Source organism: Streptomyces globisporus C-1027, assembly GCF_000261345.2.
Classification (GTDB): Bacteria; Actinomycetota; Actinomycetes; order Streptomycetales; family Streptomycetaceae; genus Streptomyces; species Streptomyces pakalii.
On sequence record NZ_CP013738.1, the window covers coordinates 2,166,051 to 2,178,656 of the forward strand.

Annotated in this window: 10 protein-coding genes; 5 read left to right on the top strand and 5 right to left on the bottom strand. The window is 72.4% G+C overall.

Annotated elements, in window-relative coordinates; all coding sequences use genetic code 11:
• Positions 1–858 carry an ECF transporter S component gene (locus WQO_RS09510; protein ID WP_032747837.1) on the top strand — a complete coding sequence of 286 codons (858 nt, stop codon included), beginning with the start codon at positions 1–3 and terminating at the stop codon, positions 856–858.
• Positions 859–928: 70 nt separating this feature from the next.
• Here WQO_RS09510 and WQO_RS09515 read toward each other — a convergent pair whose 3' ends face one another.
• Positions 929–2,107 (bottom strand): steroid 3-ketoacyl-CoA thiolase, encoded by a 1,179-nt coding sequence (locus tag WQO_RS09515; protein ID WP_010057542.1) that lies wholly within the window; start codon positions 2,105–2,107, stop codon positions 929–931.
• Between the two features lie 328 nt (positions 2,108–2,435).
• Here WQO_RS09515 and WQO_RS09520 point away from each other — a divergent pair, with 328 nt between their 5' ends.
• The gene (locus WQO_RS09520) at positions 2,436–3,689 is read left to right on the top strand and encodes a cytochrome P450 (protein ID WP_010057541.1); all 1,254 of its coding nucleotides are present in this window, start codon (positions 2,436–2,438) and stop codon (positions 3,687–3,689) included.
• A 114-nt stretch (positions 3,690–3,803) separates the two neighbouring features.
• On the opposite strand, the gene WQO_RS09525 is transcribed toward WQO_RS09520, so the two are convergent.
• Entirely contained in the window at positions 3,804–5,897 is a 2,094-nt protein-coding gene (locus WQO_RS09525) for a bifunctional glycosyltransferase 87/phosphatase PAP2 family protein (RefSeq protein WP_029181997.1), read from the bottom strand.
• A gap of 170 nt (positions 5,898–6,067) precedes the next feature.
• Complete coding sequence (locus WQO_RS09530) at positions 6,068–7,237, bottom strand: serpin family protein (protein ID WP_058953933.1); 1,170 nt, start codon at positions 7,235–7,237, stop codon at positions 6,068–6,070.
• A 62-nt stretch (positions 7,238–7,299) separates the two neighbouring features.
• Here WQO_RS09530 and WQO_RS09535 point away from each other — a divergent pair, with 62 nt between their 5' ends.
• Positions 7,300–7,788: a GNAT family N-acetyltransferase gene (locus WQO_RS09535; RefSeq protein WP_010057539.1), complete on the top strand. Its 489-nt coding sequence runs from the start codon at positions 7,300–7,302 to the stop codon at positions 7,786–7,788.
• 31 nt (positions 7,789–7,819) lie between these two features.
• Here WQO_RS09535 and WQO_RS09540 read toward each other — a convergent pair whose 3' ends face one another.
• Complete coding sequence (locus tag WQO_RS09540; protein ID WP_010057537.1) at positions 7,820–9,949, bottom strand: MDR family MFS transporter; 2,130 nt, start codon at positions 9,947–9,949, stop codon at positions 7,820–7,822.
• Positions 9,950–10,135: 186 nt separating this feature from the next.
• Between WQO_RS09540 and WQO_RS09545 the strand changes: the two genes are divergently transcribed.
• Together WQO_RS09545 and WQO_RS09550 are read left to right on the top strand one after the other, a co-directional pair.
• Positions 10,136–11,296, top strand: a complete 1,161-nt coding sequence (locus WQO_RS09545; protein ID WP_029181996.1) for a peptidoglycan-binding domain-containing protein — start codon at positions 10,136–10,138, stop codon at positions 11,294–11,296.
• Between the two features lie 192 nt (positions 11,297–11,488).
• Positions 11,489–12,151: an HAD-IA family hydrolase gene (locus WQO_RS09550; RefSeq protein WP_010057533.1), complete on the top strand. Its 663-nt coding sequence runs from the start codon at positions 11,489–11,491 to the stop codon at positions 12,149–12,151.
• Positions 12,152–12,163: 12 nt separating this feature from the next.
• Here the strand turns inward: WQO_RS09550 and WQO_RS09555 are convergent, their stop codons facing one another.
• Positions 12,164–12,592, bottom strand: a complete 429-nt coding sequence (locus tag WQO_RS09555) for an ABC transporter permease (RefSeq protein WP_010057532.1) — start codon at positions 12,590–12,592, stop codon at positions 12,164–12,166.
• Positions 12,593–12,606: the final 14 nt, after the last annotated feature.

Below are 12,606 nucleotides of genomic sequence, written 5' to 3' on the forward strand. Positions count from 1 at the left end.
ATGACGGACGTCACCGAGCGGGCTCCCCGGCCCGTGCGGCTCGGGCCGAAGTCGGTGGCCGTGCTGCTGCTGACCGGGGCCGTCGGTGTGGTCGCCTTCGGGTGGCCGCTGCTGGCGGACTCCGGATCCGGGCTCGCGCACGCGAAGGACGCGCCCTGGCTGTTCGCGGCGCTGCTGCCGCTGCTCGTCGCGGTGGTGGTGGCGACGATCTCCGAGTCCGGGATGGACGCGAAGGCCGTCGCGATGCTCGGCGTGCTGGCGGCGGTCGGGGCCGCGTTGCGCCCGCTCGGCGCGGGGACGGCGGGTCTTGAGCCGATGTTCTTCCTGATGGTGCTGAGCGGCCGGGTGCTCGGCCCCGGCTTCGGCTTCGTGCTCGGCTCGGTGACCATGTTCGCCTCGGCGCTGCTGACGGGCGGGGTCGGGCCGTGGATGCCGTTCCAGATGCTGTCGATGGGCTGGTTCACGATGGGCGCGGGGCTGCTGCCGGGGGCCGACCGGCTGCGCGGGCGGGCCGAGTTGACGATGCTGGCGGGGTACGGGTGCGTGGCGGCGTTCGCGTACGGCACGGTGATGAACCTTCAGGGCTGGCCGCTCATCGCCGGTCTCGGATCGGGGATCTCGTTCGTCGCGGGCGACCCGCTGCACGAGAACCTGGTGCGCTTCCTCGCCTACTGCGCGGCGACCTCGCTGGGCTGGGACCTGGGGCGGGCGGTGCTGACGGTGGTCCTGACCCTGACGCTCGGCCCGACACTGCTCAAGGCGCTGCGCCGGGCCACCCGCCGCGCCGCGTTCGACGCGCGGGTGGCGTTCGGAAAGCCGGAGAAGCGGCCCGAGGGGACGGCCCCGGGCTCATCGTGAGGGGCCGCTGAGGCCGACAGGACCGCCGAACGCCCCGCCGTGAGGACCGCTGGACGCCCCCGCTACGGGGTCACAGTCGCTGGATGATCGTTCCCGTCGCCAGGGCTCCTCCCGCGCACATCGTGATCAGCGCGAACTCCTTGTCGCGGCGTTCCAGTTCGTGCAGGGCCGTGGTGATCAGCCGGGCTCCCGTCGCGCCGACCGGGTGGCCCAGCGCGATCGCGCCGCCGTTGACGTTGACTTTCTCGAGGCCGTCGAGGTCCGCCTCGAACTCCTGCGCCCAGCTCAGGACCACCGACGCGAACGCCTCGTTGATCTCGACGAGGTCGATGTCGCGCAGCGACATGCCGGCCTTGCCGAGCACCGCCCGGGTCGCGTCGATCGGACCGTCGAGGTGGAAGTGGGGGTCGGAGCCGACGAGGGCCTGGGCGACGATCCGGGCCCGCGGCTTGAGCTTCAGGGCCCGCGCCATGCGCTTGGAGGACCACAGGATGGCCGCGGCCCCGTCGGATATCTGCGAGGAGTTGCCCGCCGTGTGGATCGCGCTCGGCATGACGGCCTTCAGTCCGGCGAGCGCCTCCATCGAGGTGTCGCGCAGCCCCTCGTCCCGGTCGACGAGCCGCCACATGCCCTGCCCGGCCGCCTGCTCCTCCTCGGTGGTCGGGACCTGGACGGCGTACGTCTCGCGTTTGAAGCGCTCCTCGGCCCAGGCGGCGGCCGCCCGCTGCTGGGAGAGCAGCCCGAGGGCGTCGGCCCGCTCCCGGGTCAGACCGCGTTTGCGGGCGATGCGCTCGGCGGCCTCGAACTGGTTGGGCAGGTCGACGTTCCACTCGTCCGGCCAGGGCTTTCCCGGGCCGTGCTTGGAGCCGCTGCCCAGCGGCACCCGGGACATCGCCTCGACGCCGCAGCTGATGCCGACGTCGATGACCCCGGCGGCGACCATGTTGGCGACCATGTGGGAGGCCTGCTGCGAGGAGCCGCACTGGCAGTCCACGGTGGTGGCGGCGGTCTCGTAGGGCAGGCCGACGGTCAGCCAGGCGGTGCGGGCCGGGTTCATCGACTGCTCGCCCGCGTGGGTGACGGTGCCGCCGACGATCTGTTCGACGCAGTCGGCCTGGATGCCGGTGCGGCCGAGAAGTTCACGGTAGGTCTCGCCCAGCAGATAGGCGGGGTGCAGATTGGCGAGTGCGCCTCCACGCTTGCCGATGGGGGTGCGTACGGCTTCGACGATGACGGGTTCCGCGGCCATGAGCTCGTCCTCTCCTCGCGCTTCCGCAGGGGGCGTCCCGGCGCCCGCGGAAGGAACTAGTACGCGTTCTAGTTCTGTCCAGCAGTCTCGTGACGGCGCCCCGGCTGCGCAAGGGGCGTGCACGCACCGCACACACGCGACTCCGCAACGGAAGCCCCCTTCCACGCTTCCGCACACCCGCCCGGGGCGATGGATCCGGCCACGGCTCTTGCCACTTGTAGAACTCGTTACTACCTTGCGGGAAACTCCTGATGGGCCGTCAGAAGCAGGGCGGCGCGCCCGTCGGACTCGGACGGTTCGCGATCAGATCCGGAGTGGAGAGGTGCCCATGCGCTGCCCCCATCTGCCCGACGGGTTCGACTTCACCGATCCCGATCTCCTCCAAGACCGTGTGCCGCACCCGGAGTTCGCCCTGATGCGGGAGACCGCACCGGTCTGGTGGTGCACCCAGCCGGCCAACATCTCCGGGTTCGGCGACGAGGGCTACTGGGTCGTCACCCGCCACGCGGACGTCAAGTACGTCTCCACGCACCCGGAGTTGTTCTCCTCGAACACCAACACCGCCGTCATCCGCTTCAACGAGACGATCAGCCGCGACCAGATCGACGTCCAGAAGCTGATCATGCTGAACATGGACCCGCCGGAGCACACCCGGGTCCGCCAGATCGTCCAGCGCGGCTTCACCCCGCGCGCGGTGCGCTCGCTGGAGGCGGCGCTGCGCTCCCGGGCCCGCTCCATCGTCGAGACGGCCCTCGCGTCGGCGGACGCGGACGGGTCCTTCGACTTCGTGACGAACATCGCGGTGGAGCTGCCGCTCCAGGCCATCGCCGAGCTCATCGGCGTACCGCAGGACGACCGGTCCAAGATCTTCGACTGGTCCAACAAGATGGCCGCGTACGACGATCCGGAGTACGCGATCACCGAGGAGGTCGGCGCCGAGGCGGCGATGGAGATCGTGGCGTACTCGATGAACCTGGCGGCGGCCCGCAAGGAGTGCCCGGCCCAGGACATCGTCACGCAGCTGGTCGCGGCGGAGGGCGAAGGGAACCTGTCGTCCGACGAGTTCGGGTTCTTCGTGATCCTGCTCGCGGTGGCCGGGAACGAGACGACCCGTAACGCGATCAGCCACGGCATGCACGCCTTCCTCACCCATCCCGAGCAGTGGGAGCTGTACAAACGGGAACGGCCGAAGACCACCGCCGAGGAGATCGTGCGCTGGGCGACGCCGGTCGTCTCCTTCCAGCGGACCGCCACCCAGGATGTGGAGCTGGGCGGTCAGCGGATCAGGAAGGGCGAGCGGGTGGGTCTCTTCTACTCCTCGGCCAACAACGACCCGGAGGTGTTCGACGCCCCGGAGGCCTTCGACATCACCCGCGATCCCAATCCGCACCTCGGGTTCGGGGGCGGCGGCCCGCACTTCTGCCTGGGCAAGTCGCTGGCCGTGATGGAGATCGACCTGATCTTCAACGCCGTCGCCGATGTGCTGCCGGACCTGCGGCTGCTGGAGGATCCGCGGCGGCTGCGATCGGCCTGGCTCAACGGGATCAAACAGCTCCAGGTGACCACGGCGGCGGAAGCCTGATACTCGTCCCGAGTGGCGGGGCGGGCGCGACGGCCGGACCATGTAAGGACGCGGCGATCCACGCCGAAGGGGTGCCGGGACGGTGAACGTCGTCCCGGCACCCCTTCGGCCTGCTCACCCGCTGTGCGCCGCCTCCTGCTTCCCGGCGGGTACGGGCTCCGCCTGCTCGCCCGCGGGTTCCGCGGGCGGCGGCTCGGCGGGCTTCGCCCCCGCTTCCCGCTCCTCGTCGACCAGCTTCCGCGGACCCGACAGCACATACGTCAGGCCGAAGCCCAGCCCCACGACCAGCGCGCCGCCGACCGCGTCGAGCACCCAGTGGTTGGCGGTGGCCACGATCGCGGCGATGGTGAAGAGCGGGTGCAGCAGGCCGAGCGCCTTCATCCACAGCTTCGGAGCCAGCATCACGATCACCACACCGCACCACAGCGACCAGCCGAAGTGCAGCGACGGCATCGCCGCGTACTGGTTGGTGACGGTGGTCAGTGTCCCGTAGTCGGGCTTCGCGAAGTCCTGCACCCCGTGGACGGTGTCGATGAAGCCGAGGCCGGGCATGAGCCGGGGCGGGGCCAGCGGGTAGAGCCAGAAGCCGACGAGCGCGAGGAGCGTGGCGAAGCCGATGGAGGAGCGGACCCAGCGGTAGTCGGCGGGGCGGCGCACGTACAGGACGCCGAGGATCGTCAGCGGGACGATGAAGTGGAACGTGGAGTAGTAGTAGTCGAAGAACTCGCGCAGCCAGTCGATCTTGACGACGGCGTGGTTGACCCAGTGCTCGATGTCGATGTGCAGCCACTGCTCGATGGCGTGGATCTGCCGGCCGTGTTCCTCGGCGAGCGGGCGGCCCGCCCGGGCGGCGAGGCGGACCTGGGCGTAGGCGTCGTAGACGACCCGGATGAGCAGGAGTTCCAGCAGCAGGTTGGGGCGGGTGAAGACCCGGCGCCAGAACGGCAGGAGCGGCACGCGTCTCCAGCGCGCCGCGACCGGTTTCGCGTAGTCGGTGGGGACCGGGTGCTGCCAGTACGGCGAGGTGCGGGGCAGGAAGGGGGCGAGGCAGGCCGCGCCGAGCGCCGCGAGGAGCAGGATGTTGTCGCGTACGGGGAAGAGCGCCTCGATGTTCGGCAGGAGCATCGTGCCCGGCAGGGTGACGGCGAGCACCACCACGGACGGCCAGACCAGCCGGTCGGAGGCGCGCTTGCCGACCTTGCCGACGACCGCGAGGAGCACCCAGAGCAGCTGGTGCTGCCAGGCTGTCGGCGAGACGGCGACGACGACGCACCCGGTCACGGCCACCGCGAGGAGCAGCTGGCCGTCCTCGGCGTACCGCACCGCGCGCCGCAGCCCGAGGACCACGACGGCGGCGGCGAGCACCAGGAACAGGGCGATCTCCACGGGGCCTTCGAGGCCGAGCCGGAGCAGCGCCCCGTGCAGGGACTGGTTGGCGAGGCTGTCCGGCCGCTCCCCCAGTCCGGCGCCCGCGAGATGGTGCACCCAGTACGTCCATGAGTCCTTCGGTGCCGCGGCCCAGGCGACGGCCGTGGCGAGGGCGAAGGTCGCGCCCGCGCTCACCGACGCCTGCCGTCGGCCGGTCAGCCAGAGCAGGGCGGCGAAGAGGACCAGCACCGGCTGGAAGGCGGCGGCGATGCCGACGAGGACGCCCGCCGCCCGGTGTTCCCGGACGACGAACCAGGCCAGGAGCACCAGCAGGACGGGCAGGATGCTCGTCTGGCCCAGGTGCAGGGCGTTGCGGACCGGCAACGACAGCATGAACAGGCTGATCGCGACGGGGGCCGCGAGCAGGGCCGTCCGTCGGCTCACCGGCCCGGGCAGGGCCTTGGCCGCGACGAGGCCGAGGGCGACGACGAGCAGCAGGGACCCGAACGTCCAGACCACGCCCAGGGTCTGCTGGGCCGTGGCGGTGAGCGGCTTCAGGACGAGCCCGGCGAAGGGCGTCCCGGTGAACCGGCCGCTGTCGTACAGCGAGCCCGTCATGTGCAGGACGCCGTTCTCCCCGATCCAGGTCTCCAGATCGAGGAGCCGTTCCCCCGGTGGCTGCCGGAGCACCACCGCCACCTGCCGAACCGCGAGCACGGCCACGACCAGCCAGAGCAGGGCCCTGGTCAGCCCCGCCCCCGCTCCCGTGTCCGCCGCCGCGTCACCGCGCACACTGTGATCCGCATTCACCACGCTGCGCCGACCCTCCCACCGTTCCATGCACCGCCCCTTCGAGTGGGGGCCATGCAGGATGAAGCCTCGCATTGCCCTACGAGGTAGACACAATCAACCCCCTCTTTGCCTGACTGTCATCCTGCTTTGGTCCGGAAGAAGTCGTCCGTCGGGATGACGGGGGCGCCGGAAGGCCTCAGATGGGCGCGGGAAGGGCCTCAGGCGTCCGGGTCGGCAGGGGCGTCCGCCTGCCAGGCGGTGAACAGGGGTACGTCGTCGGCTCCGGCCAGCACGACGATGCCGAAGGGCCGGTCGAAGGCGATGTGGTGGAGCCGCTGCGGCCGGGGCGCCGCGCCCGCCGGGGCCGCGACCACCGTCACGGCCGCGGCCTCCACGCCCTCCTCGGCGATCTTCAGCACGGCTTCCTGGATCACGTCGGAGACGCGAAGGGATTCGGGCGAGAGGCCGGAGAAGTCGGCGTCGTCGGAGGTGGCGAGCCGTACGCCGAGGGCGGGCAGTTGCTCGGTGACGGCCGCCCGGGTCCGCAGGGCGAGCCGGGGCAGCCCGATGGTCACCCGGTCGGTGTCCAGCGCGGTGCCCGCGGTCCGGGGCGCCCAGCCCACCGGGAGGACACGTTCCGGGCCCGCCCCCGGCTCGCCCAGGACGAGGCGGACCCGGGCTCCGGAGGCGCCGCCCGGTTCCTGGGCGCAGCGCAGCTCGACGACGTACGCCCCGCCGGCCGTCCAGGCATCGGCCAACGGGACGTCCTTGGACATGGTCGGCACCGGGCGGACCGTCCCGGCCGCGTCGGTGAACGGCAGGTCCCGGGTGCGCCACCCCTCGAACGGCTTCTCCCAGCGGGCCTTCAGCGCCAGGACGTTGACCAGGGCGAGCAGGGTGTCGTCGGTGATCTCCAGCGGCAGCCGCTCGATCAGCCCGCCGGTGGCCTCGCGCACCCAGGTGTCGACGGCCGCCGGGTCCATCGGGTCGAAGCGGACGTCCGGCAGCGCCTCCCGGTACGCGCGCAGCACGGGCACCCGGCTCCAGACCCGGGTGGCCACGCCCAGCGCCCCGGTCGCCGCCAGTCCGCGGGCCACCGCCGTGACGGCCGGGGCGGCCTCCCGGTCCGCGGTGCCGAGGAGGGCCCGCAGCTCGGCCGCGGTCGCGCCGCGGGCGCCGGCGGCGACAGCGGCCAGGGCGAGCCACAGCCCGGCGGGCGAACAGACGAAACCGACGGTCTGCACGGTACGGCCCCGGCGCCACCACCGCTCTCGCCCCCGGCCCGCTGTTCCCTCGGTCGCCATGCCGTCCTGTATCCAGCGTTCGGCGAGATGCTGGATCGCCCGGGTGGTCGTGGTCGCGGCGTCGGTCGCGGACACGTCGGTCACTGCTGCCCCCTGCACAGGTAATTGCGTCGTCGTCAGTCCGTACGGCAGCAAGAATGCCTGACATGACCTGGACCGTGGCCGCCGAACGATTCGACTCCCCCGACGCGAGCGCGCTGCGCCGTGACTACTACGACGAGGTCGCGAGCAGCTACTGGAACCGGCCCGCGACCGCCGAGGAGATCGCCGACGGGCTGGCCGACGACGGGGCCGACCTGCTCGTACCGCCGACCGGTCAGTTCGTCGTCGGCCGGTACGGGAGCAAGGCGGCGAGCTGTGCCGGTCTTGTGCTCACGGAGGAGGCCGGGGCGGGCACGGCGGAGCTGACGCGGGTGTACGTGCGCCCGGCGTTCCGGGGCACGGGTGGCGGCGGGCTGCTGCTGGCCGCGGTGGAGGAGGAGGCGAGGGCGTACGGCGTACGGCTGCTGCGGCTGGACACCCGCAACGACCTGGTCGAGGCGCGCGGGCTGTATGCGAAGCACGGGTACCGGGAGGTGCCGGCGTTCCACCGCCGTAACCGGTACGCGGAGCACTGGTTCGCCAAGGAGCTGTGACCCGGCCCCGGCGCACGGGAACCGTTGGGGTTCAGGCGGGCGGGTGCGGGTGGCCGTGGTCGTCCCGGTCGTCGAGGGCCCGGCTGTGGGCCTCTCGCTCGTCGCGGCGCAGATGGGCCTCGTGGTCGCGAGGAGGCGTCGGGGAGTGGGGCCGCTCCCTGGTCGAGCCGCTGACCTCGGCGGTCAGTTCATGGACGAGTGTGACCAGGTCGGTGGGGCGCTCGGGGCCCCACCAGTCGCCGAGGAGTTCGGCGAGCGAGTCCTCGCGGGCCTGCGAGAGCCGGACGACGGCCTCGGCCCCGGATTCGGTGAGGATCATCTGCAGGCCCTCCCGGCGGGCCAGTCCCCGTTCCTCGACCTGCCGGGCCGCGTCGGTGATCACGTGCAGCGGTACGGGAGCCGTCTCGGCGAGCCGGGCGGGTTCGACCATGCCGTGCCGCTTGATCCGCAGGAGCAGCCAGCTGGCCGCGGGCAGCAGGTCGTACCCCGCCCGCGCGGTGATCTTCTCGTAGATCTCGCGGCGGCCCTCCCGGGTGGCGAGCACGGACAGGGCGCGGGCGCACTCGTCGTACGAGGAGCGCTCGACGGGGTTGGAGGCGAGGGTCTGGCTCGTGTCCGGGGCGGTCACCGAGCCCCGGAGCTTGTCCTCGCGGAGGAACCAGGCGAGGACGAAGGCCAGGAGGACGACCGGGGCGGCGTACAGGAAGACGTCCGTGATGGAGGTCGAGTACGCGCTGAGGACACCGGGCCGCAGGTCGGCGGGGAGCTGCCCGAGGGCCCGGGGGTCGGCGGCCAGGCTCCCCGCGTCGATGCCCGGGGGCAGCGGCTGCCCGGCGAGCGCGTCCGTCAGCTGGCCGGTCAGCCGGTTGGTGAAGATGGTCCCGAAGACGGCCACGCCGAACGCCGCGCCGATGGACCGGAAGAACGTCGCGCCGGAGGTGGCGACCCCGAGGTCCTGGTAGGAGACGGAGTTCTGGGCGACCAGGACGAGGACCTGCATGACCAGCCCGAGCCCGGCGCCGAAGACGAAGAAGTAGAAGCTCATCAGCCAGGTGGAGCTGGACTCGTCGAGGCGGTGGAGCAGCAGGAGGCCGACCGTGGTGAGGGCCGTGCCGAGGACCGGGAAGACCTTCCAGCGGCCGGTCCGGCTGACGATCTGGCCGGAGGCGGTCGAGGTGATCAGCAGGCCGAACACCATCGGCAGCATGTGCACGCCGGACATCGTCGGGGTGATGTCGTGGACCACCTGGAGGAACGTCGGCAGGTAGGTCATCGCGCCGAACATGGCGAAGCCGATGACGAAGCTGATCACGGCGACGAGGGTGAAGGTGCGGATCCGGAACAGCTTCAGCGGCAGCACGGGCTCGACGGCACGCCGTTCGGCGGCGATGAAGGCCACGAGCAGGACGACGGCGAGCACCGCGAGCGCGATGATCTGCGGGGAGGTCCAGGCCCAGGTCGTCCCGCCGAGGGAGGCGATGAGCACCAGGCTGGTCGCGACGGCCGCGATGAGGAAGGTGCCGAGGTAGTCGATGGTGTGCTTCTCGCGGCGGACCGGGATGTGCAGGACGGCCGCGATGACGCCCAGCGCGACGACGCCGATCGGCAGGTTGATGTAGAAGACCCAGCGCCAGCTGAGGTGTTCGGTGAAGAAGCCGCCGAGGAGCGGTCCGAGGACGCTCGTCACCCCGAAGACGGCGCCGAAGAGCCCTTGGTACTTGCCGCGTTCGCGCGGGGTGACGAGGTCGCCGACGATCGCCATCGACAGCACCATGAGCCCGCCGCCGCCGAGTCCCTGGAGAGCACGGAATCCGATGAGCTGGGGCATGTTCTGGGCGACCCCGCAGAGCGCGGAGCCGATCAGGAAGATCACGATCGCGGTCTGGAAGAGCTTCTTGCGGCCGTACTGGTCGCCGAGCTTGCCCCACAGCGGGGTCGCCGCGGTGGCCGCCAGCAGATAGGCGGTCACCACCCAGGAGAGATGGTCGAGCCCGCCGAGCTCGCTGACGATGGTCGGAAGGGCCGTGGAGACGATGGTCTGGTCGAGTGCCGCGAGCAGCATGCCGAGGAGCAGCGCTCCGATCGCCACCAGGACGCTCCGGTGGGAATGCCCCTCACCGGGAACGGCGGCCGGGGGCTGCGGGCTCAGCTGCTGGGACATGGGCGTCTCCTCTGCTGGGCCATGGCGTCTCCTCGATCCGCTGCGTCCGCTGATCCACTACACCCCCATCCTGGACGTTTCGCCCCGTTATGGCCTGCCGAAGGCGGGCTGAGCCCGCTGCGGGCCGTTGGGCTTCCCCGAAGCGGGCTGCATAATCGCAGGCAGTTCAAGGGGAGGGGACCCACGATGACCGGACACGCATGCCCGGAGTGCGGTAGACGGACGGCCGGGGAGCCCGGCACGGAGCACCGGGTGCCGTGCCGGTGCGGCGCGGGCGCGGGTTCGGCACCGCTCACGGAGGACGAGCAGCGCGCGGCCCGCACGGCGGAGATCGCCGCGGCCGAGGACTTCGACCCGCTGCGCATCCGGCCGTACGTGACACTGACGGCGGAGCAGACGGGCCCGGGGGCGGACCGTACCGGGGCGGGCGAGGCTTCCCGTACGGCGGAGGGCACGCAGCCCGGCACGTGGGCGGGTGAGGCTTCTCGTACGCCGGAGGGTGCGACTTCCGGGGCCGCGCGGCTTGGGGCAGGCGTTCCGGGGGCGGCGGCGACCACGATGCCGTTGTTCCTGGGCGGCGACGGCCCGGACGCCGGTACGGGCGCAGGCCCGGGCTCGGGCACCGCCACGGGCGCGTACGCCGCACCGGCCGGAAGCGGTGACCGCAACCGCAGGCGGACCGCCGCCGCGAACCCCGCCTTCGCCCCCGACCCCGTGCAGCCGCGCCGCAGGCGGCCCTTCGGAGCGCTCGCCGCAGGGGCGGCCGTGGCCGCGGTGGTCGGCACGGCCGCCTTCGCCGGGGGGCTGTTCGGCGGCGACGACAGCGGGGACGAGGCGCTGCCGGAGGCGACCACGAGCGTCCCGGACACGGACGGCGAACCGGCCGCGTCGGTGGCCCCGTCCCCGTCCGCGTCGGCAGCGCCGTCCCGTACGCCGTCCCGCTCGGCGGCACCGTCGGCCTCGCCGTCCGCGTCCGCATCGGCGACGAAGAGCCGGGAGCCCTCGCCGACCGCCAGCGCGTCCACGTCACCGACGGCGAGCGCCTCGCCCACCCCGGAGGACGGCGGCGCGCCCACGTCCTCGCCGTCCGCCGCCCCGCCCGCGGAGTTCGCCGGCCCCTCGCTGCGGCCGGGCGACCGCGGCCCGGAGGTCGGGGTGCTGCAGAACCGGCTCAGGGAGGTGTGGCTCTACTCGGGGCCGTCCGACCAGAACTACAGCGAGCGGGTGGGGAACGCGGTGGCGGTCTACCAGTCGTACAAGGCGATCCAGGGCGATCCGGTGGGCGTGTACGGGCCGAACACCCGGCGCGCGCTGGAGGCGGAGACGACCGGCCGCGGACACCGCTGAGCCCGGACACCCGGCGGGACGAAGAGCGGACAACGGGGTGATTGGCGTTCCGGCTCCCGTTTTTGTATCGTGATGGAACAAAGTAGCTCCCGCCCGCACTCCCTGACCGGCGGGCGGGGGTTGCTCTGGTTCCGCCCTGCGGCACGCGCGCCCGGGCCGTTCGTACACCTCCCCGCGTTTCTGGAGCAGCCGATGCCGGCCACCGTCCTCACCGCTCACGCCCTCCTGCTCGACATGGACGGCACCCTCGTGAACTCCGACGCGGTGGTGGAGCGCTGCTGGCGGCGCTGGGCGATCGAGCACGGACTGGACCCCGAGGCGGCGCTCAAGGTGGTGCACGGCCGTCAGGGGTACGCCACGATGGCCGTCCTGCTCCCGGACCGCCCGATGGAGCAGAACTACGCGGACAACCGGGTGATGCTCGCCGAGGAGACCGCCGACGTCGAGGGCGTCGTGCCGATCGGCGGGGCGCCCGCGTTCATGGCCGCGATCGCCGAGCTGCCGCACGCACTGGTGACCTCCGCCGACAGCGCGCTCGCGACGGCCCGGATGGGTGCGGCCGCGCTGCCGATGCCCGCCGTCCGCGTCACCGCCGAGCAGGTCGGCGCCAGCAAGCCGGACCCCGAAGGCTTCCTCAAGGGCGCGGCGGAGCTGGGCTTCGACGCGGCGGACTGCATCGTGTTCGAGGACTCCGAGGCGGGTGTCGCGGCGGGCCGGGCGGCGGGCATGCGCGTCGTGGGCGTCGGCCCGCGCACCGCGGCCCTGGCGCCGGACGCCCATGTGGCGGACCTGACGCGGGTACGGGTGGAGGCAGCCGAGGACGGCTCGATCCGCCTGCACATCGACGAGGCCTGAGAGCCCCGGGGTTCAGTCCCGGTACAGCAGCCCGCGCGCGACCAGTTCCAGGACCGTCGCGACGGCCACCACCTGAACCGCCATCAGCGCCACCAGGACGAACAACTGCACGGCGCCCGCCTCCACGGGTGAGGCGCCACCCAGCAGCATGCCCGCGAACGCCCCCGGCAGCGTGACGAGTCCGACGGTCCGGGTCTGATCGAGCCCGGGCAGCAACGCGTCCGACGCCGCCGACCGGACGGTCTCCAGCCGGGCGTCACGCCCTGGGGCCATGCCCGCCTCAACCTCCCCGCGCCGGGAGGCGAGTTGGGCCGCCGCCCGCACCCCGGCGACGAGGATCTCGCGCGACCGGCCCAGTGAGGCCCACGCGGCGACGGCGGCTGCGAAGACCAGCAGGACGGCGAGGACGACACCGAGGGTGACGGAGACCGGAAGCAACACGCGGCAACGATAGA

What these genes read in the sequence shown, in the direction of transcription:
- WQO_RS09525 (WP_029181997.1), bottom strand. Translation starts at nt 5,897, where the DNA reads ATGGAACGGTGGGAGGGTCGGCGCAGCGTGGTGAATGCGGATCACAGT.
- WQO_RS09535 (WP_010057539.1), top strand. Translation starts at nt 7,300, where the DNA reads ATGACCTGGACCGTGGCCGCCGAACGATTCGACTCCCCCGACGCGAGC.
- WQO_RS09550 (WP_010057533.1), top strand. Translation starts at nt 11,489, where the DNA reads ATGCCGGCCACCGTCCTCACCGCTCACGCCCTCCTGCTCGACATGGAC.
- WQO_RS09510 (WP_032747837.1), top strand. Translation starts at nt 1, where the DNA reads ATGACGGACGTCACCGAGCGGGCTCCCCGGCCCGTGCGGCTCGGGCCG.
- WQO_RS09545 (WP_029181996.1), top strand. Translation starts at nt 10,136, where the DNA reads ATGACCGGACACGCATGCCCGGAGTGCGGTAGACGGACGGCCGGGGAG.
- WQO_RS09515 (WP_010057542.1), bottom strand. Translation starts at nt 2,107, where the DNA reads ATGGCCGCGGAACCCGTCATCGTCGAAGCCGTACGCACCCCCATCGGC.
- WQO_RS09540 (WP_010057537.1), bottom strand. Translation starts at nt 9,949, where the DNA reads ATGTCCCAGCAGCTGAGCCCGCAGCCCCCGGCCGCCGTTCCCGGTGAG.
- WQO_RS09520 (WP_010057541.1), top strand. Translation starts at nt 2,436, where the DNA reads ATGCGCTGCCCCCATCTGCCCGACGGGTTCGACTTCACCGATCCCGAT.